The following is a 20,110-nucleotide window of genomic DNA, read 5'->3' as shown; positions in this document are numbered from 1 at the left end:
AAAGCAGGCTTTTCCGTGCCGCTATCCCCGCCCCTTTCCTGCCAGAGTGTTGCGCCTCTGCGCCATTGTGCTAGCGTGCCGGGCCATGGCGACGGAAGCACTCGGCGCCGCTCTTGACAGGCTCGAGCAAGCGCTCGCGCGGGTTGAAGGAGCGGTCGCGCAACAGGGAACCCAAGGGGCTGCAGCGGGCGAGGAGCTGGCGCTGCTAAAGGTCCGTCATCGCCGCCTCAAGGATACGGTCGCGCAGGAGTTGCGCCAGCTCGATCTCCTGCTTGCAGGTCTGCCGAAATGAGCCCCAGGTCATGAGCAACGTCAGCCTGCCGATCGGCGGTCGCAATTTCGCCGTCTCCTGCGCCGATGGCGAGGAAGCGCATATCGAAATGCTCGGCCGCATGATCGACGAGCGTGCACGGAAGATCGGCGGCCAGCAAAGCGAAACGCGGATGCTGCTGTTCGCGGCGCTGATGATGGCCGACGAACTGCACGAAGCGCATAGAGCGTCACCTGCGCCTGTCGCCGTGCCAACCCCGCCTCCCGCTCCCGCTCCCGCTCCCGCCGAAATCGACCCCGCTGTGGTCGACCGCGTCAACACATTGGCGGAGCGCATCGAAAAACTCGCCGTTGCCCTTGAGCAAGGGCCGGTCAGCGCCTAACTAGGCCGTGACGGGATCTGCCCGGCACGAGCCGCATGAACATCCCTGAGGCTATAAGCAATCCAAGGGGGCTGCCCCTGTCTGGGATCCTGGTCCCGGGTAAGCGGTCCCCACCTGACGTCGAGGCGTCAGAGGATTTTCCGAGCAACCGACCCATGGTGGGCCCGTCACCCCCTTCTCTTTCCTGATACCGGAGCACCTCGTGGAAGCCAAGACTGCGCTGCGCACTGAATTGAGAGCGCGGCGCAACGCTCACGTTGCATCGCTCGATCCGCGCGTGAAGGCGCTGATGTTCCGCCGCCCGCCCTCGCCCGTCATGGCGATGGTGCCCGAAGGGGCGACTGTCGGAGTCTATCTCGCAGGGCCTTCGGAAGCGCCAGCCACGGCTTACGCACAAGTCCTGCATGAAGCAGGGCACAAGGTCGCATTGCCATGGTTTGCCGATCGCGCCTCGCCCATGGTCTTCCGCGAATGGACCTCGCCATGGGTCGACGATCTGCTGGAACCGGGACCCTGGAAGGGCATCGTCCAGCCAGCTTCAGACGCTTCCGAGGTCGTTCCGGAAGTGCTCTTCGTCCCCCTGGTCGGTTTCAGCGCCGATGGTGGGCGACTGGGCCAAGGTGGCGGTCATTACGACCGCTGGCTGGAAGCCCACCCCTCCACGCTTCCCATCGGCCTTTCTTGGGACTGCCAACTCGTCGAGCACCTGCCCCGCGAGGCGCATGACGTTCCGCTTCACGCCGTGGTAACGCCGACGCGAATCTACGGACCGTGGGAGCGACAGGCATGAAGCAGGACTACCAGCCCACGTGGCGCAAGCCGGTCGGCATTCTCGCGCTGGTCCTTGCGCTGATGATCTACGCCTTTGGCGTTGCCGCGCTGTCCGATGTGATCGGGCAATGGCACGTCCTGCTTCAGACGATCGCCTACATCGTCCTCGGGACGATCTGGCTCCTGCCCCTGCGGCGCTTCCTGATCTGGATGGAAACCGGCCGCTGGGGCTGATCGCAAACGCTGCTGGACAGCGCCACGCGATTGCTTACCCCTTTGCACAAAGCAAAGGGGAGAATGCCATGTCTGGACCAGTCGAAACCGTCGCAACCTTCTGCGCAATGTGGGACCAACCCGGCGGGTTTGCAGCATCCATCCGCGAATACTTCACGGAGCAGACCGATTACGAGAACGTGGGCATGTCCCACACCATCGGGACCGACCAAGGGCTTGCGCTGGTAGCAGGCTTCGAGAACGACATGGGTATCGCACGCATCAAGGTCGACATGCTGGCGGTTGCGGCCAACGGCAATACGGTCCTGACCGAACGCGTGGACCACATGATCAACGCCGCTGGCGAGACTTTCGCGTCCTTGCGGCTCATGGGCATCTTCGAATTGCAGGATGGCAAGATCGTGAAGTGGCGGGATTACTTCGACACTGCGCCATTCAAGCAGTGATCCGGCTCAGAACGCGAAAGGGCGCCCGAAGGCGCCCTTTGCATCGCATCTGACGTGGCGCGAGTGACGGGGCTCGAACCCGCGACCTCCGGCGTGACAGGCCGGCACTCTAACCAACTGAGCTACACCCGCGTAACGTCAGCAAGATGCCGATCAGGCACCGCCCCAAGTGGTGGCGCGAGTGACGGGGCTCGAACCCGCGACCTCCGGCGTGACAGGCCGGCACTCTAACCAACTGAGCTACACCCGCGTACCTCTTGGAAGCCGCGCCTCTATGGCAGGCGGTCTGGGCTGTCAACGGGCTTGAAAGCGGGAATTTTTCCACAACGGAGCGCCGCCCCGCACGCAAAGAAAAAGGCGCCCGGAGGCGCCCTTTTCATCATCCCAATGGCGCGAGTGACGGGGCTCGAACCCGCGACCTCCGGCGTGACAGGCCGGCACTCTAACCAACTGAGCTACACCCGCTCGCCGTTGGGAGCGCCGCCTCTATGGCAGAGTTTGCAGGCTGTCAACGCTCAACGACAGGCAATCCGGCCCGACCAGCAATTTCTTCCGAAAGCACGAAGCTTCAGCAGTTCTGGTACTTCCAGTTACGGCTCTTGCCCTCGCCGATCCATTCCACCGCCTGCGCAATCCGCTTGTCCCGCGTAGGGTCGGTCTTTGCCTCGACAATCCACTCGATGTATTCCCGCCGCTGGCCGGGCGGCATGGCCGCGAAGCGCTCGGCATGTCCTGCGCCCGTCAAGGCAACGCTGAAGGCCTCCGGCAGTTCGGGGACCGGCTTGATAGCAGCACGCGGCACCTTGGGCTTCGGCGCGGCAAGTCGGGCAACAGCGGAGGTCAGCCGCTCAACGACGACCGTCTCTTCCGGAAAATCATCTGGCGAAGCGATCTTGCGAAACGGTCCGGTACCACCCGATTGCTCGTCGTTGTGGAAGAAAATCGAGACATGCGCTTTGAACGCCGCCATGCCCGCCAGGTTCTTTCCGCCCAGCGTGAAGTGCGGCATGCCCCATTTGATCGCTTCAACGCAGTCCGGCACTTCGCGATGAACGAGCGCCCGGAAGCGCTCGAGGATCGGACGGGCAAATTCGCCAGCGTTTGCGATATGCTGATCGATGCGCGGATCGGTAGTCGGCATGGGCACCTCCGATCCGCACATCTACCACATCAGTCGGCCAGCAGCAGTACCGGCGTTTCGATCAGCTTCTTGATCGCCTGGACGAAGCTGGCGGCATCATGCCCGTCGACGACGCGATGGTCGCAACTGATCGAGATGTTCATCAGCTTGCGCTTCTCGATCCGCTCGCCGCCCATGCCGTCAGGCACGAACATCGGCCGCTCGATGATCCTGTTGGGGCCGATGATGGCGACTTCCGGACGGTTGATCACCGGCGTCGTCGCAACGCCGCCGAGCGGCCCGAGCGAGGTGACCGTGAGGGTCGAGCCCGACAATTCTTCAGACTTGGCGCTGCCGCTGCGCGCGGATTCGGCAAGTCGGCCAATCTCGCGCGCAAGCTGCCACAGGTTCAGGCTCTGCGCGTTGCGGATAACCGGTACCATCAGGCCGGCGGGCGTCTGCGCGGCCATGCCGAGATGCACTGCACCATAACGGGTCACAACACCGGCTTCGTCATCATAGCGCGCGTTGATCATCGGAAATTTCGGCAGCGTGCGGCAGATCGCGGTGATCAGCAGGGGCAACATCGTGAGCTTGGGCTTGTCGCCACGGCTGGCGTTCAGCTGCTCGCGCATCACTTCCAGCATGGTCACGTCGCATTCCTCGACATACGAGAAGTGCGGGATGTGGCGTTTGGATGCGGCCATGTTCTCGGCGATGCGGCGGCGCATGCCGATGACCTTGATCACCTCGTCGCCGCGTTCCGCCCCCGCCGAGCGGTAGCCGCCCGTCGCGTTGTAGGCGAGGAACTGGTCGAGGTCGGCATGGCGCACGCGCCCTTCCTCGGACGGACGGACCTCGGAAAGGTCGATGCCGAGATCACGCGCCCGCTGGCGCACGGCGGGGCTTGCCAGAACCTTGGCATCGTAGCCACGCCGGACCGGCTCCACTGCCTGCGCGGGAGCAGCCTTGGGCGCCGCTGGGGGTGACGGAGGAGGTGCCGGTGGTGGCGGCGGTGCAACTGCTTCAACTCGCGTCACGTCCCCTGCATCTGGTGTTTCCACCTCTAAGCGCTCTTCGACGACTTCGGACTTCGGGGCGGGAGCGGCAGCGGGTGCTTGCGCCTCCCCTTCCCCCTCGGTCTCGATCACGACCAGCGCCGATCCGATCGCCACCACATCGCCGACTTCACCGGCGATCGAGACGACCTTGCCCGCTACCGGGCTTTCCATCTCGACCGTGGCCTTGTCGGTCATCATGTCGGCCAGGCGGCCATCTTCCTCGACCATGTCGCCCACGGCAACGTGCCATGCGACAATCTCGGCCTCGGCGATGCCTTCGCCGATGTCGGGCAGGCGGAATGTGTAGGTTCCCATGGCTTCAGGCTTTCGTCAGGCGGTCGATGGCCTCGCCGATGCGGACCGGGCCGGGGAAGTAGGCCCATTCGAGGCTGTGGGGATAGGGGGTGTCGAAGCCGGTCACGCGCTCGATAGGGGCTTCGAGGTGATAGAAGCAGCGCTCCTGCACCAACGCCGAGAGTTCGGCGCCGTAGCCGGAGGTGCGTGTCGCTTCGTGGACGATCAGGCATTTCCCGGTCTTTTCCACCGACTTTTCCACCGTCTCGATGTCGAGCGGAACCAGCGTGCGAAGGTCGATGATCTCGGCGTCGACGCCCTTCTCCGCACAGACCGCTGCAGCCACGTGGACCATCGTGCCATAGGCCAGCACAGTGAAGGCATTGCCCGGACGGACAATGCGCGCTTTGCCCAACGGGATCGAATAATACCCCTCCGGCACCGCGCTGTCCGCGTGCTTGCTCCACGGCTCGACCGGCTTGTCATAGTAGCCGTTGAACGGGCCATTGTAGATGCGCTTCGGCTCGAAGAAGATCACCGGATCGTTGTCCTCGATCGCGGCAATCAGCAGGCCCTTGGCGTCGTGGGGATTGCTCGGCACGACCGTCTTGAGGCCGGCAACATGCGTGAACAGTGCCTCCGGGCTCTGGCTGTGCGTCTGCCCGCCGAAAATGCCGCCACCGAACGGCGAACGCACCGTCATCGGCGCGACGAACTCGCCCGCTGAGCGATAACGCAGCCGCGCCGCCTCCGAAACGAGCTGGTCCAGCCCCGGATAGATGTAGTCCGCAAACTGGATTTCCGGCACCGGACGCAGGCCATAGGCGCCCATGCCAACGGCCACGCCGATAATCCCGCATTCGCTGATCGGCGTGTCGAACACGCGGGTCTTGCCGTACTTCTTCTGCAGCCCTGCCGTCGCACGGAACACGCCGCCGAAGTAGCCGACGTCCTCGCCCATCACGACGACATTGGGATCGCGCTCCATCATAATGTCGAGTGCATCGTTGATCGCCTCGATCATGTTCAGGCGGCGGGTCGGAGCCTCGGCGAGGCTGACCGGGGATTCTTCGTAGGTCATGCTTCTTTCCACTCTGGCCACTTGACCCGACGCTCGTGGATGGCCTGCTCGCTCTGTTCCTGAAGGTGCCAGGGCAAGTCCTCGAACACGTCCTCGAACATGGTGTGGAAGGGATGGTGCAAGCCATGACCCAGGATGCCGTTCTTCTCGGCCTCCTTGGTCGCCGCCTTGACCATCTCCATCAGTTCGCGGTCCATCGCGGCATGCTGCTCCTCGGACCATTCGCCCAGCGTGATCAGATGCTGCTTCAGCCGGTTGATCGGATCGCCCAAGGGCCACTCCTCGCGTTCGTGCGCCGAACGGTACTGTCCGGGATCGTCCGAAGTGGAATGCCCCTCGGCACGATAGGTAAAGTGCTCGATCAAGGTCGGACCGGCATTCGAACGTGCGCGGTCAGCCGCCCACTTTGTCGCGGCATAGACCGCCAGCGGATCGTTGCCGTCCACCCGCAACCCGGCCATGCCATAGCCGATGGCACGCGCCGCAAAGGTCGTCCGCTCAGCCCCGGCGAAACCCGAAAAGCTCGAGATCGCCCACTGATTGTTGACGACGTTGAAGATCACCGGCGCGTTGTAGACGGTGGCGAAGGTCATTGCCGAATGGAAGTCTCCTTCCGCCGTCGATCCTTCGCCGATCCAGGTCGCCGCAATCCGGGTATCGCCCTTGATCGCGCTGGCCATCGCCCAACCCACCGCCTGCGGGTACTGCGTGGCGAGATTTCCGCTGATCGTGAAGAACGATGCCTCGCGCGCCGAATACATGATCGGCAACTGCCGCCCCTTCAGCTTGTCCGCCCGGTTCGAATAGATCTGGTTGATCATCTCGACGATCGGGTATCCGCGCGAAATCAGGATGCCCTGCTGCCGGTAGCTCGGAAACACCATGTCGTCCGTAGCCAGGGCCATGGCAGGAGCAACCGAAGTCGCCTCCTCGCCGGTGCACTTCATGTAGAAGCTGGTCTTGCCCTGTCGCTGCCCCCGATACATGCGGTCGTCGAACGCCCGCGTAAGCGCCATGGTGCGCAGCATGCGGCGCAGGGTTTCGGCCTCCAGCTTGGGATCCCATGGCCCCACCGCGCGATGATCATCGCCCAGCACGCGGACCAGATCGAAGCAGAGGCCCTGCGTTTCCGAAGCTGCGCACTGCTCGTCCGGCCGAGCCTGCGCCCCTGCAGTCGGAATCTCGAGATGCGAATAATCGACCGCGTCTCCGGGCCGGAACTTCGGTTCGGGCACGTGGAGCGAGAGCGCAGGCATGTTGCTGCGCATGCCGCCATTCGTTCCGCCGCTCATCCTGCGAACGCCTGCATTTTCGACTCTCCCGCACCGAATCACTCTTTGCACATGCAAAAGTGTTACAGATGCAAAGTTATAGACGCGTGTTATTTTATTTCACACGCCTTTTCGAGTCAATCGCAGGCCTAGACGGCAACAGGAGCAGAAAGATGACCCTGCGGCGCGTATCCGGACACTTCGAAATCCTCGATCCGGTATCCGAAGATCGTATCCGGTCGGCGCAGGATGGCAAGGCGCGGATCGCCCTCCGGTTCCCGGGAAAGCTGCGCTTCGACCAGTTCCGCGTGATTGAGATAGAGATGCGTGTCGCCGCCCGTCCACACCAGCTCGCCCGGCTCCAGATCGCATTGCTGGGCAAGCAGCCGCAGAAACAGCGCCGCGCCCCACAGGTTGAATGGCAGCCCCAGCGCCACGTCGCAACTGCGCTGGTAGAGCAACCCGTTCAAGCGATTCCCGCTCACGTGGAACTGGTAGGTCTTGTGGCACGGCGGCAGAGCCATCGCGTCCAGCTCCGCCACGTTCCAACCCTCGACGATGTGGCGCCTGCTCCCGGGATTGCTACGCAACGAATGCACCAGATCGGCAACCTGGTTCACGCCTTGAGGGCGCTGTCGGAAGAGCCCTTCCCCTGCAGGCTCGTAAACAGGCCAGTCCACCCACTGCTTGCCGTAGACCGGCCCCAGATCGCCCCACTCCCGGGCAAAGGCCTCGTCCGCCACGATCCGCGCCGAGAAGTCGGCCCGGGAAATGTCCGAGCCTGTCGCCTTGCGGTAGCGGTCGAGCGGCCAGTCGGTCCAGATCTCCACGCCCTGCGCACAGAGCGCGCGGATGTTGGTATCCCCGGTAAGAAACCACAGGAACTCGCGCGTGGCAGTTTTCCAGTAGACCCGCTTGGTGGTCAGCAGCGGCACCCGCCCGTCGGACAGGTCGAACCGCAACTGCGCCCCAAATACGGAGCGCGTACCAACACCGGTCCGATCCACGCGCGTGTCCCCGCCTTCCCAGATCTCACGCATGAGATCGAGATACTGGCATTCGTAGTGGCGAGCGGAATCGGCGTGTTTCGACATGGCGCTGCTTCTATCGCGCGGCCCACAATCGAGCAAAAGAGCGCAACGGAAAAAACTTGTTCCTTCCCGCTTGCCAGTCTCGGAACTGCCTCGTATAGGGCGCCCCTGCCTCGCAGCCGGGTCACCGGTTGGCGGATCGGTCGGGGAATAGCTCAGCCTGGTAGAGCACTGTCTTCGGGAGGCAGGGGCCGGAGGTTCGAATCCTCTTTCCCCGACCATTTCATCCTCAAGGATGATCGAAAGGGCGGCCTTCGGGTCGCCCTTTTCGTTTGCCCGACGCACACAGTTCGTCGCCGCTGCTGCACAAGTGCCTCATTCTGGCGGGAAATACCGCTCCGGAAATCGCAAACGGGCTTTCGCATCGGAACAGTTGCCCCGACCTTGTGCGGGCATTCTCTGCAACTGGACAGGATACCCATTGTGAAAATCCGCAATCTCACCGTTGCCCTTCTCGTCGCTTCCATCCCCTTTGCAACCGCAGCAAACGCACAAGAGGCGGCTGCCGGCACCGATACCACCGCAACCGCTACAGCCACCGCTGCGACCCCGTCTGTCGGTGCTACCGTCTACGATGCCAGCGGCGCCGAAGTCGGCAAGATCAAGAGCGTGAACGCGCCCAACTTCGTCATCGACACCGGCAAGAACACCGCCACCCTCGCACTGACGGCGCTTGGCACAGGTCCCAAGGGCCCGGTTCTCGGCATGACCAAGGTCGAACTTGATGCTGCTGCCGAAAAGGCTGCCGCTGCGGCCAAGGCCGAAACTGCCGCTGCCATCGTCGCCGATGCGCCGGTCTATGCCTCCGACGGCACTACCCAGCTCGGCAAGGTTGCCGAAGTGACCGACACCGAATTCGTGCTCGATGCCGGAGCCGTCCGAGTGAAGCTGCCGAAGACCTCGGTCGCCAAGGGTGCTTCGGGCCTGATGATCGGCATGACCGCCCAAGGCTTTGCCGACGCCACCAAGAGCGCTGAAAAGAGCGCCAGTGCGGGCGCCGCAAAGCCTGCCGGCAAGTAAGCCATTCAGGGAGCGGGCGGCGCTTTTCCCCCTTTTTGCGCCGCCCCAACCCGTCCAGCCTATCCGCCTCTGAGTAGCTGCACGCCCCAATCGCGCTCGAACAGATAGAGCAGGACTCGCGCTGCCTCGCCCCGCGGCGAAGACAGTCCGCCGTCACGCTCCATCAGCAACCGCGCATCATCATGCGCAAGAGGTAGCAACCGCGCGATCTGCTCGAAGTCCGCAACCTTGAACGGGGTGTCGCCGGACTGCCGCGTGCCCAGCAGTTCTCCGCCGCCGCGCAAGCGCAAGTCCTCTTCCGCCAGCCTGAACCCATCCTGCGTCTCGCGCATCAGCGCCAGACGTTCGCGCCCGGTCTCGGACAGCGCCTCGCCGCGCAGCAGCAGGCAAGTCGATTGCTGGCTTCCCCGCCCCACACGCCCGCGCAACTGGTGCAGCTGGGCCAGACCGAAGCGCTCGGCCTGCTCGATCACCATCAGCGTCGCGTTCGGCACGTCGACGCCGACTTCGATCACCGTCGTCGCCACCAGCAGTTGCGCCTCGCCCCGGGCAAAGCGCTCCATGCCTGCGTCCTTGACCTCGGGCCGCAACTGGCCGTGGACCATGACCACGGTATCGCCAAACCGCTCTTTCAGCGCTGCGTAACGCGCCTCGGCCGCGGCAATGTCCTCGGTCTCCAGTTCGCGCACCATCGGGCAGACCCAATAGGCCTGCGCCCCCTTGGCAATGTGCCGCGCCACCCCTTCCACAACATCGGCGATACGCTCGGTCGAGATCACCCGCGTGTCGATGGCCTGACGCCCGGGCGGCATCTCGTCGAGCCGCGAGACGTCCATCTCGCCATACTGCGCCAGGGTCAGCGTGCGCGGGATCGGCGTTGCCGTCATCGCAAGGCAGTGCGGCGTCCGCCGCGCCTTCTGCGTCAGCATCAGACGCTGTCCCACGCCGAAGCGGTGCTGTTCGTCGATCACCACCAGTGCGAGATTGCGATAGGCCACAGCCTCCTGAAAGATCGCATGTGTCCCGACGCAAATGTCGATCGATCCATCGAGCAAGCCCATCAGGATCGATTCGCGCGCCTTGCCCTTGTCCCGCCCGGTCAGCAGCGCGATGGTCACGCCGGTGCCAGCGGCCATCTTGTTCAGCGTCTCGAAGTGCTGGCGCGCCAGGATTTCGGTCGGCGCCAGCAAGGCCGCCTGCCCGCCAGCCTCCACCGCGATCAGCATCGCGTTGAGCGCCACCGCCGTCTTGCCCGAGCCGACATCGCCCTGCAGCAGCCGCAGCATCGGCGCGCCCTGCGCCATGTCGCTCTCGATTTCGGCAATTGATCGCTTCTGCGCCCCTGTCAGCTCGAACGGGAGGTTGAGCTTGGCTCGCAGCCGTCCATCGCCATGCAGCGGCGTGCCCTTCTTGGCGCGGTTGCTTTCGCGCACCAGCATCAGTGCAAGGCTGTTGGCCAGCAGTTCGTCATATGCGAGCCGGTCCTTGGCCAACTTGTTCGCAGCCTTGTGCGCAGCCGGTAAGGCATGGTGCCAGGCAGGCCAGTCCATCCGCGCCAGCAGTCCCGGCTCGATCCACTCCGGCAGCTTCGGCAGATGCGCCAGCGATTGCGCCACCAGCGCCTGCACCCGCCCCTGCGTCAGTCCCTCCGACAGCGGATAGACCGGCTCGTTCAACTGTCCGAGCATACCGGCGCTGTCTTCGCTGACATGATCCGGATGGACGATCTGCCAGGTCTGCCCGAATTGGTCGAGCCTGCCCGCAACCCAGCGCTTCTCGCCCAGCGGTAGCTGCTTCTTCGCCGTATAGGCCGCCCGCCCGAAGTAGGTCAGCGCCACGTAATTGCCCACGGCATCCTCGGCCATCACCCGGAACGGCCCACGCCCGGCCGACTGCCGGTAATCGCGCACCGTCAGCGGCAGGACGATCTGCTCACCAAGGCCTGCCTCATCGAGATTGGCAACCGCCCGCCGCAACACCCAGCGATCCGGCAGATGATAGGCAATGTCCTTGACCCGCGTCAGGCCGAGCTTGTCGAGCGGGCGCGCCAGTCCCGGCCCGACGCCTTTCAGGCTCGAACTTTCGGCAAAGAGGGGATTGAGCAGGTCGGGACGCATGGTCTGCCCGACATAGGCTGCAAGGCCGGCTTTCGCCAATGCCACGCCCTGCGAAATTCACGGCCAATTTTGACCCAGCGCATGGTTGCACCTGCTTCCCGGTGCTTGAGTCCTCTCGCAGTCAACGAGAACAGGAGCCTCAGATGCTGATCCCACACGGAACCGTCATTGCCGTCGTCGATGGCAAGGCATGGGAACTCTACCGCAACGCCGGGACCGAAGCCGCGCCCGAACTGGCGGTGATGGAAACCCCCGCGCTCGTCGAACACAACCATTCCAGCGGCGGCAGCCACGCATCGCCTCACCAGCAGGACGAGACCGCCCATTGCGCTGCCGTGGCCGATTGGCTCAACCGGCAGGTGCAGGCGCACAAGATCGCCCAGATCGTGCTGATCGCCCCGCCCCGCGCACTGGGCGAACTGCGCCACGCGCTCAGCAAGGCGACCCAGCACGCCATGATCAAGGAACTGGCCAAGGACATGGTCGGTCGTCAACCGAACGACATCATCGCGGCGCTGCGGGGCAAGTAACGCGCGCGGTCAAGCGATGGGGCATTCCGGCGCGGGGGAAGGACGGCGCCGGGATGCCCTTTGGCATGGGGCCTGCACCCTTGTTTCGCCGGGCCGATCAGCCTAACGGCAAGCCATGACCGAGCCCGCCCCCGCCACGCCTGAAAGCCTCCGCCGCATCCACTTCCGCGCCTGGCATCGCGGCACGCGCGAGGCCGATTACATGATCGGCTGCTACTTCGACCGCTATCACGCGTCGTGGACGCCCGAGCAAGTCGCCTGGTTCGAAGAGCTGATCGAGGAAGACGATGTCGAGATCATGGCGTGGGCTCTCGGCACCCAGCCTGTCCCTGCGAAGTACGAGGGGCCGATGATGGACGCCATGCGCAAGCTCGATTACGTCGAAATCCCGCGCTGATTTCGAGCTTCGCGCGTTAAGCCTGCCATGTCCGATCTCGCTCGCATCCTCTCGGCCAAGACACCGCTCACCCTGTCCTCCGTCGCGCGCGGAGCACAGCCGCTCGTGCTGGCCGATCTCGCCCGCGCCGCGAAAGGCCGCGCCATCTTCATCGCGCCCGATGAAGCCGCGATGCGCGCGATCGTCGAAAGCGCCGCCTTCTTCGCACCCGACCTCGAGGTCATCGACTTCCCGGCATGGGACTGCCTGCCGTTCGACCGAGCCTCACCCGCGCTGTCAGTAAGCGCCCGCCGCCTCGCCGCACTTCAGCGCCTGCAGCGCAAGCGGTCCGGCCCGCAGCTTTTCGTCACGACGATCAACGCCGCGCTCCAGCGCGTCCTGACGCCTTTCCGCATCCGCGAATCCACCCGCCTGCTCTCTCCCGGCACCGAGATCGGCCGCGAGAGCCTGATCGCGCTCCTGCAGCGACAGGGCTATTCGCGCACCGATACGGTGGTCGATGCCGGTGAATACGCCGTGCGCGGCTCCGTCTTCGACATCTACCCCTCCGGCCTCGATCACGGCCTGCGCCTCGATTTCTTCGGCGACGAACTCGAAACCCTGCGCCTGTTCGATCCGAACACGCAGCGTTCGGTGCAGCCGGTCGAGACCCACCTGCTGCTACCCGCCAGCGAGGCCCTGCTCGACGACGACAGCATCAAGCGCTTCCGCAGCCGCTATCGCGAATTGTTCGGCGCCAACGCCACCGGCGACCCGCTCTATCAGGCGATCACCGACGGCCGCCGCCTTGCCGGCATGGAGCATTGGCTGCCGCTGTTCGAAGACCGCCTTGCCACGCTGTTCGACCATCTGGCCGAAGACGACCTCGTCCTGATCGACACGACCGCGATCAAGGCCGCCGAACAGCGCGTCGCCGATATCGCCGACTACCACCAGTCGCGCCTCGATTCCTCGTCCAAGGCCCCCGGCAGCTACCGTCCGCTGTCCGAAACCGCGCTTTACCTGTCACGCGACGAGTTCGACCGCGCGCTCGCAGGCTGGCCGGTCCACCGCACCACCATCTTCGCCGAGCCGGAATCGAAGCAGGTCGTGGACTTCGGCTTCAGCTCCAGCCACGATTTCACGCCCGAGCGCGCCGCAGCCACCTCAGGCGGCACCAACATCTACGAAGCTGCTGCCAAGTACATTTCGGCACTGGGCACGCGCGGCAAGAAGCCGATCATCGCTGCCTACACCGCAGGCTCCCGCTCACGCCTCGCGTCGTTGCTGGCCGAGGCGGGCAAATTCACACCCCAGATGGCCGAAACCTGGCAGGAAGCCCTCGGCCTCGCCGCATCCGGCAAACCCGCCGCAGTCGTCCTCCCGCTCGAACAGGGCTTCGCCAACGACGATCTGGAACTGCTGACCGAGCAGGACATCCTTGGCGACCGCCTTGTCCGCCGCAAGAAGAAGCGCAAGGACGCCGACGCGTTCCTTGCCGAACTCTCCGCGCTCACCCCCGGCGATCTCGTCGTCCACATGGACCACGGCATCGGCCGCTACCTCGGCCTCGAAGCGATCGGCGTGGGAGATTCCCCGCACGATTGCGTCCAGCTCGAATACTCGGGCGGCGACAAGCTCTACATCCCGGTCGAAAATCTCGACGTCCTTTCGCGCTATGGCTCCGATGCCGAAGGCGTTGCGCTCGACAAGCTCGGCGGTGAAGCCTGGCAGCGCCGCAAGGCGCGCATGCGTGAGCGCATTCTGGAAATGGCCGGCCATCTCATGGCCACCGCCGCCCAGCGCGCTTTGCGCCAGGGCACGGTACTGCCGGTGGACCCCGCCAGCTACGGCCCCTTCGTCGACCGCTTCCCATGGGACGAGACCGAGGACCAGGAACGCGCGATTGATGATGTTCTGGGCGACATGTCGGAAGGCAAGCCGATGGACCGCCTCGTCTGCGGCGATGTCGGCTTCGGCAAGACCGAGGTTGCCCTGCGCGCCGCCTTCGTCGCGGCCATGCAGGGCGTGCAGGTTGCCGTCATTGCCCCGACCACGCTGCTCGCGCGCCAGCACTACGCGAACTTCGTCGAACGCTTCAACGGTTTCCCGCTCGAAATCGGCCGCCTCTCGCGCCTCGTCCCTGCCAAGGAAGCTGCAGAGACAAAGGCAGGCCTTGCCAGCGGCAAGGTCGATATCGTCATCGGCACCCACGCCCTCCTGTCCAAGTCGGTGGAGTTCAAGCGCCTCGGCCTCGTCATCGTCGACGAGGAACAGCGCTTTGGCGTGACCCACAAGGAAAAGCTCAAGGAGCTGAAGGCGGACGTCCACGTCCTCACCCTCACCGCCACGCCGATCCCCCGCACTCTGCAGATGGCAATGTCGGGCCTGCGCGAGCTGTCCACGATCCAGACCCCGCCGGTCGACCGCCTCGCCGTACGCACCTATGTCATGCCGTGGGACGACATGGTGATGCGCGAGGCGCTGCTGCGCGAACACCAGCGCGGCGGGCAGAGCTTCATCGTCGTCCCCCGCATTGCCGACATGCCCGATCTCGAGGAATGGCTGCGCCTCAACGTCCCCGAAGTCCGCTTCGTCACCGCGCACGGCCAGATGAGCCCGACCGAGGTCGAGGACCGCATGGGCGCGTTCTATGAAAAGAAGTACGAGGTCCTGCTTTCGACCACCATCGTCGAAAGCGGCATCGACATTCCCTCGGCCAACACCATCGTCATCCACCGCGCCGACCGCTTCGGCTTGGCCCAGCTCTACCAGCTGCGCGGACGCGTCGGTCGCGGCAAGATCCGCGCTTACGCCTATCTCACCGTGCCGGAGGACATGGCCCTGTCCGAAGTCGCGGAAAAGCGCCTCAAGGTGCTCGGCGATCTCGACAGCCTCGGCGCGGGCTTCCAGCTTGCCAGCCACGATCTCGACATTCGCGGCGCCGGCAACCTGCTGGGCGACGAACAGTCCGGCCATATCAAGGAAGTCGGCTTCGAACTCTACCAGTCGATGCTCGAAGACGCGATTCTCGCGGCCAAGGCTGGGGACATCGGCCTTGCGCGCGAGCGCGAGGCGCTGAGCCCGCAGATCACGCTCGATGCGCCGATCATGATCCCCGAGGATTACGTGCCCGATCTCGCCGTGCGCATGGCGCTCTACCGCCGCATGAACGACGCCGAAGGCCCCGATGCGGTGGAAGCACTGGCCGCCGAGATGATCGACCGCTTCGGCCCCCTCCCCGGTCCGACGCAGAACCTGCTGCGCCTGATCGAGGTCAAGCGGCAGGCCATCGCCGCCAACATCGCCAAGATCGACGTCGGCCCCAAGGGCGCGCTGGTCAGCTTCCACAAGGACCAGTTCCCCGATCCGATGGGCCTGATCGGCTATGTCGAGCGCCTCAACGGCGTCGCCAAGTTGCGCCCCGACAACAAGCTCGTGATTACCCGCGCCTGGGGTACTGCAGAAGGGCGCCTCAACGGTCTGGTGCAACTGACCAAGGGCTTGGCAGCCATCGTCAAGCGGGCGAAGAAAGTGGCTTAGAGAAGCGCTGCGATCCCTGCCGCGCTGATCGGCCCGGATCGGAGAAAGCCCTGAAACGTATCGCAGCCTTCCGCCTGCAGGACGGCAAGCTGGCTTTCCCGCTCCACCCCCTCGCACACGATCTTCAACCCCAGGGCCTGCGCCATCGCCACGATGGCCGTCAGGATCGCCCGGTCACGCGGATCGCTGTCCACGTCGCGGATCATCGAAGCGTCGAGCTTGATCGTATCGAGCGGCAGCGCCTTCAGCGTGCGGAAGTTTGCATAGCCCGTGCCGAAATCGTCGAGCGCGATGCGCACGCCCGCTGAAGCCAGCAGGGCCAGTGCTGCTGCAGATCGCCCGAAGTCTCCGACAAGGGCGTGTTCGGTAACCTCCAGGGTCAGCCGGTCTGGCGCAAACCCGATCTCGTCCAGCAGTTCGCGGAACTCGCTCGCAAAGGAATCGCTCGCAAGATCCTGAGCTGTAACGTTCAAGGATAGCGACAGATCGGCCCAATCCTTCGCCAGCGATAGCGCCTTGCGCGCAATATGGCGCGAGAGTTGCGCCACATGATCCCCGCGCTCGGCAATGGAGAACAGGGTCTCAGCGCCGATGCGTCCAAGCTGTGCATGGTTCCAGCGCGCCAGTGCTTCGACGCCGACCAGCACTCCGTCGGCAACCCGATACTGCGGTTGGAACACGATCTCGATCTCGTCACGCGCCATCGCCCCGATCAGATCGGCTTCAAGCCTTGCCGCGCTGCGCCCCCGCGCTCGATGCGAACCATCCGCCCAGAGTATCCGCCGACCCACCTGCTGCTGCGCAGTGCCGAGCGCCTGGTCCAGCCTGTCGATGATCGCCGCCCCGGCCTCGTCCGGCACGCCGCGCAGCAGCGCAGTGCGCGGCACGAGATGCAGCACCTCGCCCCGCACCGTCAGGGCGCGCGAAATCCGACGCGTCAGCGCTTCGGCCAGCCACTGCCAGCGTTCGCGGCTGATCGAACCACTGCTGGCAATCAGGAACTCCCCGCCGCCGACCCGCGCGACAAGCGCATCGGGGCCAAGCTCTTCCACCGCAAAATCGGCGATCCGCCGCCCGATCTCCGCCAGCGCCACGTCGCCTCCCGCCTGCCCGTAAGCGAGATTGACCGAACTCAGCCGGTGCAGTCCGACCAGCATGGCGTGGATGAAGCCCGGCTCGTGGCGCTCCAGCCATGATGTTGCCGCTGCCATGCCCGGAAGACCCGTCAGGCTATCCCGGCCAAGATCGGCTTCCGGCATGGTCAAACGGTGGGGCATCCTCTTCCGCCTAGCACGCGAACCTTGCCAAAGCGTTCCCTGTATCGGCTCACCCGCGTCGGCTCGACAGCCGCTGCTATGCTTTTGTGCATTGCGCCACTGCGGTCTGCCCAATATCTCCGGAGCGAAGCGATTTGCCGCGTCCGATGGGGGCCTGAACAACGATGCCGGATTTCACCCGCCTGGCCCTGCTGGCGTCGCCCAGCGAGCGTGCGCAGGACGCCTATGACACGCTGTTGAAAAGCCGCGAGTGGGTTGCACTCGAGAAAGCTGACGCCGCCGTGGTCATTGGCGGCGATGGCTTCATGCTGCAGACGCTGCACACCATGCTCGATATCGACCATGTGGTCCCTGCCTTCGGCCTCAATCTCGGCACCGTCGGCTTCCTGATGAACAAGTATCGCTCAAGCCGCGGCATCGAGGAGCGGCTTGCCAAGGCGACGCAGATCTCGGTTTCGCCACTGCGGATGACGGCGGTGACCAACACCGGCGAGGAACACTCGGTCTGCGCGATCAACGAAGTCTCCATCCTGCGCGAAACCCGCCAGACGGCGAAGCTCGAGGTCAGCGTCAACGGCAAGGTGCGCATGCCCGAACTCGCTTGCGACGGCGTGCTGGTGGCAACCCCCGCCGGATCGACCGCCTACAACCTCTCCGCGAACGGCCCGATCCTGCCGCTGTCGTCCAACATGCTCGCGCTTACCCCGATCAGCCCCTTCCGGCCGCGGCGCTGGCGTGGGGCGATTCTGCCCGACACCTACGAGATCGTGTTCAAGGCGCTCGAATCGGTAAAGCGCCCCGTCCTCGTGGTCGCCGACCAGAAGGAAGTCCGCGACGTGCGCGAAGTGCGCGTAAAGGCCTGGCCGGAGCACCGCCTGACCCTGATGTTCGACCGTGGCCAGAGCCTCGAAGACCGCATCTTCGCCGAGCAATTCATGGTCTGAGCAAAAATCTCGAAACAGGTGCTTGCCAAACCGGAATCGCCTGTTATTAGCGCGCTCCTGCCCCGGGGAACTGGGGCTGCTCCCTGATAGCTCAGCGGTAGAGCTCTCGACTGTTAATCGAGCGGCCGTAGGTTCGAATCCTACTCAGGGAGCCACTTCTTCCAACAAAATCAAAGCTCCTCGTCCGCCTTGGGTGGAGCGTTGTCGCGCAGCACTCCCCGCCCCCGCGGGGTTCCGCGCCAGCTGACACCGCGCGTCAGGTTGTTCGCGATCAGGCAATAGTCGTCGAGCTCGGTCGAGCCCAGATCGCCCCTGATGACGATGCTCTGGCGGACAAGGACGTTGTAGGCGACCACGACGTGGCTCTGGCCGTTGGTCAGCTGGCTGGCAATGTGGCGGTGATTGTTTGACCGGCCGCTGCGGTCCTTGTTCGCGAACCGGTTGTTGACTGCGAAGAAGTCCGCACATCCCCCGCTGCCTTTGAAGAACAGGTCCTGCGTCACAAGGTCGGTGCCGACATTGTCCATGATCACGACGTTCTCCTTGAGCACGCCGGTGTCGTTCTTCTGATAGAAATCGGAATGGATGTCGAAGTAGGAGCAGACGCTCAGCGGCGCGCTTCCCACCGCTACCGGCCCCCACGGTCCGATCGTCCCCTCCGCCTGGCATGATGCCGCAAGGTAACGGTCGTCGATCAGCCGGGCAGACCAGCCGGCCAGCCCGTTGAGCCACGCGACGACACCCGCGAAGTTGTAAGCCTCCCCCGCTCCAAACGTATCGTCGCCATTGCCGGTCACGAATGTCCCCACCGGGCTGCCGTCGATCCTGGCGGTGAACACCCGTTTGCGCGCCATGTTGAGCCCGCTGCACTCCAGCGTCGCCCGCCCCGCGCCGCGATAGCTTGCCGTGAAGGCGGGGCGATAGAGGGTCCAGTCCTCCGAACTGTCCCAATCGTCAACCCGGTTGCCATAGACGCACAGGCTTTCGGTAAACACGTCCCACCCGCCTTGCTGAAGCACGCAGCACCGGGCGAGCGAGCTCTGGACCATCGCGTTGAGAACGCGCGATGCGGAAACCTCGGTGAAGTATGGCCAGTCGCGCACCACCTGCGCGACTGGCCTTACGCTTTTACGCCACAGCGCGCCGCGCCCGGCAGGATCGCTGTTGGTCAGCACGCAACCATCGAGCCAGTGCTGCCGGTTGTCCGGACGCTCGTGGTAGATCTGGAACACATTGCGCAGGTCCAGCGTCAGGTTGCCGCCGCGAAAGCAGATCGGCTCAAGGCGCGGCCTGACCAGGCTCGCCCCATCGAATCCGCGCTGACCGGATGGCAGCGATGCTCTTCCGATGGTCGCAGCCACGCTTGCATCCACCACAGTGTAGCCGAGCGTATGGCACGTCGCATCAAGCGCAGCCCATTCATGCACACCACGCTCGACCAGCGTGATATGGGCGAACTGATAGCCGCCCTTGCGAATGTAGTCGGCCGCATCCCGCAGCGACGCATAGCGCGATCCGGGGATCGCCTTGCGCGACGGCGCCACGGTAAGTTCGACATCGTAAAGCGTTCTGCGCGGATGGAAGCGATAGGGCCCGATGACCCTCGCCTGCATCGAAGGATCGCGCGGTATCGCCTTGAAGTAGATGTCGACCCCGCCCTGCAGGCTTTCCGCGCGCTGCCGACCGTCGTTGCGCAGATCGGCCCACCACCCGAAGGCAGTCTGCTCGCGGCCGTTGACGTCGATGTATCGGCGCAGCGTCGGCGCGGCGATCACTGCCACAGCCCCTTCGCAGTGCGCTTCCACCGCTTTGAGGCCAAGGTTGGTCAGGCAGTCCCCGCGATCGTTCGCCCCTGCCATCACGCCAATGATCAGGCTGTCGGTGTAGACCTGATGCGGTGGCACCAGCAGCCGCAACGCGGGCTTTGCCGTGATCCTCGCCGGATCTTGCGGTGGCTCGGCATAGCCGCTCCCGGCAATCCCGTTCCAGCGCTGGCCCGGAGCAACGACGACAGGCGCCGCTCCGGCGGAGGAGCGGCTTGCCTGTTCCATCGCGTCGAACGCATTGCGCACCTTGTTCGGTGCCCCGGGCGCAGCCAGCAAGGGCATGGCGCCCGGCGCTGCGGCACTCGCCAGCAGGGCAGACAGGGCGGCTCTTCGGCTCCATTGCAGGCCTTGGCGCTCGCCCTCGTCTGCGTGATCTTGCCTCTGTGCCATCGGCGAACCCTACCAGATCGACCGGAGTCCGGTCACGCCCCGGTCGTCAGGTCCGCCATTTCGCC

The 20,110-nt window shown here is 64.7% G+C and carries 18 protein-coding genes and 5 tRNA genes; 12 read left to right on the top strand and 11 right to left on the bottom strand.

The genetic code is table 11. The features are described from left to right. Window positions 1–85: 85 nt before the first annotated feature. The 5 genes from I2488_RS03310 (at window position 86) to I2488_RS03290 (ending at window position 2,104) form a co-directional block, all read left to right on the top strand. Window positions 86–292 carry a hypothetical protein gene (locus tag I2488_RS03310; protein WP_196274395.1) on the top strand — a complete coding sequence of 69 codons (207 nt, stop codon included), beginning with the start codon at window positions 86–88 and terminating at the stop codon, window positions 290–292. Window positions 293–302: 10 nt separating this feature from the next. Further along, window positions 303–653: a cell division protein ZapA gene (locus tag I2488_RS03305; RefSeq protein ID WP_196274394.1), complete on the top strand. Its 351-nt coding sequence runs from the start codon at window positions 303–305 to the stop codon at window positions 651–653. Window positions 654–855: 202 nt separating this feature from the next. Then, on the top strand, window positions 856–1,443 hold the full coding sequence (locus tag I2488_RS03300) for a 5-formyltetrahydrofolate cyclo-ligase (protein WP_196274393.1): 588 nt from the start codon (window positions 856–858) through the stop codon (window positions 1,441–1,443). Then, the gene (locus tag I2488_RS03295) at window positions 1,440–1,658 is read left to right on the top strand and encodes a DUF2842 domain-containing protein (RefSeq protein ID WP_196274392.1); all 219 of its coding nucleotides are present in this window, start codon (window positions 1,440–1,442) and stop codon (window positions 1,656–1,658) included. Before I2488_RS03300 ends, I2488_RS03295 begins: the two co-directional genes overlap by 4 nt. A gap of 68 nt (window positions 1,659–1,726) precedes the next feature. Then, on the top strand, window positions 1,727–2,104 hold the full coding sequence (locus tag I2488_RS03290) for a limonene-1,2-epoxide hydrolase family protein (protein WP_196274391.1): 378 nt from the start codon (window positions 1,727–1,729) through the stop codon (window positions 2,102–2,104). A gap of 55 nt (window positions 2,105–2,159) precedes the next feature. On the opposite strand, the gene I2488_RS03285 is transcribed toward I2488_RS03290, so the two are convergent. The 8 genes from I2488_RS03285 to thyA form a co-directional block, all read right to left on the bottom strand. Continuing rightward, a tRNA-Asp gene (locus tag I2488_RS03285) sits at window positions 2,160–2,236 on the bottom strand. Window positions 2,237–2,277: 41 nt separating this feature from the next. Then, a tRNA-Asp gene (locus I2488_RS03280) sits at window positions 2,278–2,354 on the bottom strand. A 138-nt stretch (window positions 2,355–2,492) separates the two neighbouring features. Then, a tRNA-Asp gene (locus I2488_RS03275) sits at window positions 2,493–2,569 on the bottom strand. Between the two features lie 103 nt (window positions 2,570–2,672). Continuing rightward, complete coding sequence (locus I2488_RS03270; protein WP_196274390.1) at window positions 2,673–3,245, bottom strand: YdeI/OmpD-associated family protein; 573 nt, start codon at window positions 3,243–3,245, stop codon at window positions 2,673–2,675. Between the two features lie 29 nt (window positions 3,246–3,274). Continuing rightward, window positions 3,275–4,600, bottom strand: a complete 1,326-nt coding sequence (locus I2488_RS03265; RefSeq protein WP_196274389.1) for a dihydrolipoamide acetyltransferase family protein — start codon at window positions 4,598–4,600, stop codon at window positions 3,275–3,277. 4 nt (window positions 4,601–4,604) lie between these two features. Continuing rightward, window positions 4,605–5,660, bottom strand: coding sequence for an alpha-ketoacid dehydrogenase subunit beta (locus I2488_RS03260; RefSeq protein WP_196274388.1), 1,056 nt, complete (start codon window positions 5,658–5,660; stop codon window positions 4,605–4,607). Next, window positions 5,657–6,952 (bottom strand): 3-methyl-2-oxobutanoate dehydrogenase (2-methylpropanoyl-transferring) subunit alpha, encoded by a 1,296-nt coding sequence (locus I2488_RS03255; RefSeq protein WP_196274387.1) that lies wholly within the window; start codon window positions 6,950–6,952, stop codon window positions 5,657–5,659. Before I2488_RS03255 ends, I2488_RS03260 begins: the two co-directional genes overlap by 4 nt. A 128-nt stretch (window positions 6,953–7,080) precedes the next feature. Next, window positions 7,081–8,025: a thymidylate synthase gene (thyA, locus tag I2488_RS03250; protein WP_196274386.1), complete on the bottom strand. Its 945-nt coding sequence runs from the start codon at window positions 8,023–8,025 to the stop codon at window positions 7,081–7,083. A 141-nt stretch (window positions 8,026–8,166) separates the two neighbouring features. Between thyA and I2488_RS03245 the strand changes: the two genes are divergently transcribed. Further along, window positions 8,167–8,243, top strand: a tRNA-Pro gene (locus I2488_RS03245). A 202-nt stretch (window positions 8,244–8,445) separates the two neighbouring features. Next, the gene (locus I2488_RS03240; RefSeq protein ID WP_196274385.1) at window positions 8,446–9,042 is read left to right on the top strand and encodes a hypothetical protein; all 597 of its coding nucleotides are present in this window, start codon (window positions 8,446–8,448) and stop codon (window positions 9,040–9,042) included. A gap of 59 nt (window positions 9,043–9,101) precedes the next feature. On the opposite strand, the gene recG is transcribed toward I2488_RS03240, so the two are convergent. Beyond that, on the bottom strand, window positions 9,102–11,159 hold the full coding sequence (recG, locus tag I2488_RS03235; protein WP_196274706.1) for an ATP-dependent DNA helicase RecG: 2,058 nt from the start codon (window positions 11,157–11,159) through the stop codon (window positions 9,102–9,104). A gap of 143 nt (window positions 11,160–11,302) precedes the next feature. Here recG and I2488_RS03230 point away from each other — a divergent pair, with 143 nt between their 5' ends. The 3 genes from I2488_RS03230 (at window position 11,303) to mfd (ending at window position 15,608) form a co-directional block, all read left to right on the top strand. Further along, window positions 11,303–11,689 (top strand): host attachment protein, encoded by a 387-nt coding sequence (locus tag I2488_RS03230; protein WP_196274384.1) that lies wholly within the window; start codon window positions 11,303–11,305, stop codon window positions 11,687–11,689. Window positions 11,690–11,804: 115 nt separating this feature from the next. After that, window positions 11,805–12,086: an FAD assembly factor SdhE gene (locus tag I2488_RS03225; RefSeq protein ID WP_196274383.1), complete on the top strand. Its 282-nt coding sequence runs from the start codon at window positions 11,805–11,807 to the stop codon at window positions 12,084–12,086. Between the two features lie 27 nt (window positions 12,087–12,113). Beyond that, complete coding sequence (gene mfd / locus I2488_RS03220; RefSeq protein ID WP_196274382.1) at window positions 12,114–15,608, top strand: transcription-repair coupling factor; 3,495 nt, start codon at window positions 12,114–12,116, stop codon at window positions 15,606–15,608. Here mfd and I2488_RS03215 read toward each other — a convergent pair. Beyond that, window positions 15,605–16,885, bottom strand: coding sequence for a bifunctional diguanylate cyclase/phosphodiesterase (locus I2488_RS03215; protein WP_246465459.1), 1,281 nt, complete (start codon window positions 16,883–16,885; stop codon window positions 15,605–15,607). The genes mfd and I2488_RS03215 overlap by 4 nt on opposite strands. Before the next feature lie 164 nt (window positions 16,886–17,049). On the opposite strand from I2488_RS03215, the gene I2488_RS03210 reads away from it, so the two are divergent. Together I2488_RS03210 and I2488_RS03205 are read left to right on the top strand one after the other, a co-directional pair. Then, on the top strand, window positions 17,050–17,829 hold the full coding sequence (locus I2488_RS03210) for an NAD kinase (RefSeq protein WP_196274381.1): 780 nt from the start codon (window positions 17,050–17,052) through the stop codon (window positions 17,827–17,829). Window positions 17,830–17,909: 80 nt separating this feature from the next. Then, window positions 17,910–17,984 (top strand) — tRNA-Asn (locus tag I2488_RS03205). Between the two features lie 15 nt (window positions 17,985–17,999). Here I2488_RS03205 and I2488_RS03200 read toward each other — a convergent pair. Further along, entirely contained in the window at window positions 18,000–20,045 is a 2,046-nt protein-coding gene (locus tag I2488_RS03200) for a hypothetical protein (protein ID WP_196274380.1), read from the bottom strand. Window positions 20,046–20,110 lie beyond the last annotated feature (65 nt).

It is taken from the genome of Novosphingobium jiangmenense (assembly GCF_015694345.1).
Taxonomy (GTDB): Bacteria; Pseudomonadota; Alphaproteobacteria; order Sphingomonadales; family Sphingomonadaceae; genus Novosphingobium; species Novosphingobium jiangmenense.
Note: the sequence above shows the minus strand (reverse complement) of the source record. Positions and strands in the feature narration are given on the sequence as shown.

What these genes read in the sequence shown, in the direction of transcription:
- I2488_RS03295 (WP_196274392.1), top strand. Translation starts at nt 1,440, where the DNA reads ATGAAGCAGGACTACCAGCCCACGTGGCGCAAGCCGGTCGGCATTCTC.
- I2488_RS03305 (WP_196274394.1), top strand. Translation starts at nt 303, where the DNA reads ATGAGCAACGTCAGCCTGCCGATCGGCGGTCGCAATTTCGCCGTCTCC.
- I2488_RS03270 (WP_196274390.1), bottom strand. Translation starts at nt 3,245, where the DNA reads ATGCCGACTACCGATCCGCGCATCGATCAGCATATCGCAAACGCTGGC.
- I2488_RS03210 (WP_196274381.1), top strand. Translation starts at nt 17,050, where the DNA reads ATGCCGGATTTCACCCGCCTGGCCCTGCTGGCGTCGCCCAGCGAGCGT.
- thyA (WP_196274386.1), bottom strand. Translation starts at nt 8,025, where the DNA reads ATGTCGAAACACGCCGATTCCGCTCGCCACTACGAATGCCAGTATCTC.
- I2488_RS03230 (WP_196274384.1), top strand. Translation starts at nt 11,303, where the DNA reads ATGCTGATCCCACACGGAACCGTCATTGCCGTCGTCGATGGCAAGGCA.
- I2488_RS03255 (WP_196274387.1), bottom strand. Translation starts at nt 6,952, where the DNA reads ATGAGCGGCGGAACGAATGGCGGCATGCGCAGCAACATGCCTGCGCTC.
- I2488_RS03225 (WP_196274383.1), top strand. Translation starts at nt 11,805, where the DNA reads ATGACCGAGCCCGCCCCCGCCACGCCTGAAAGCCTCCGCCGCATCCAC.
- I2488_RS03290 (WP_196274391.1), top strand. Translation starts at nt 1,727, where the DNA reads ATGTCTGGACCAGTCGAAACCGTCGCAACCTTCTGCGCAATGTGGGAC.
- mfd (WP_196274382.1), top strand. Translation starts at nt 12,114, where the DNA reads ATGTCCGATCTCGCTCGCATCCTCTCGGCCAAGACACCGCTCACCCTG.
- recG (WP_196274706.1), bottom strand. Translation starts at nt 11,159, where the DNA reads ATGCGTCCCGACCTGCTCAATCCCCTCTTTGCCGAAAGTTCGAGCCTG.
- I2488_RS03260 (WP_196274388.1), bottom strand. Translation starts at nt 5,660, where the DNA reads ATGACCTACGAAGAATCCCCGGTCAGCCTCGCCGAGGCTCCGACCCGC.
- I2488_RS03265 (WP_196274389.1), bottom strand. Translation starts at nt 4,600, where the DNA reads ATGGGAACCTACACATTCCGCCTGCCCGACATCGGCGAAGGCATCGCC.
- I2488_RS03310 (WP_196274395.1), top strand. Translation starts at nt 86, where the DNA reads ATGGCGACGGAAGCACTCGGCGCCGCTCTTGACAGGCTCGAGCAAGCG.
- I2488_RS03215 (WP_246465459.1), bottom strand. Translation starts at nt 16,885, where the DNA reads ATGCCCCACCGTTTGACCATGCCGGAAGCCGATCTTGGCCGGGATAGC.
- I2488_RS03200 (WP_196274380.1), bottom strand. Translation starts at nt 20,045, where the DNA reads ATGGCACAGAGGCAAGATCACGCAGACGAGGGCGAGCGCCAAGGCCTG.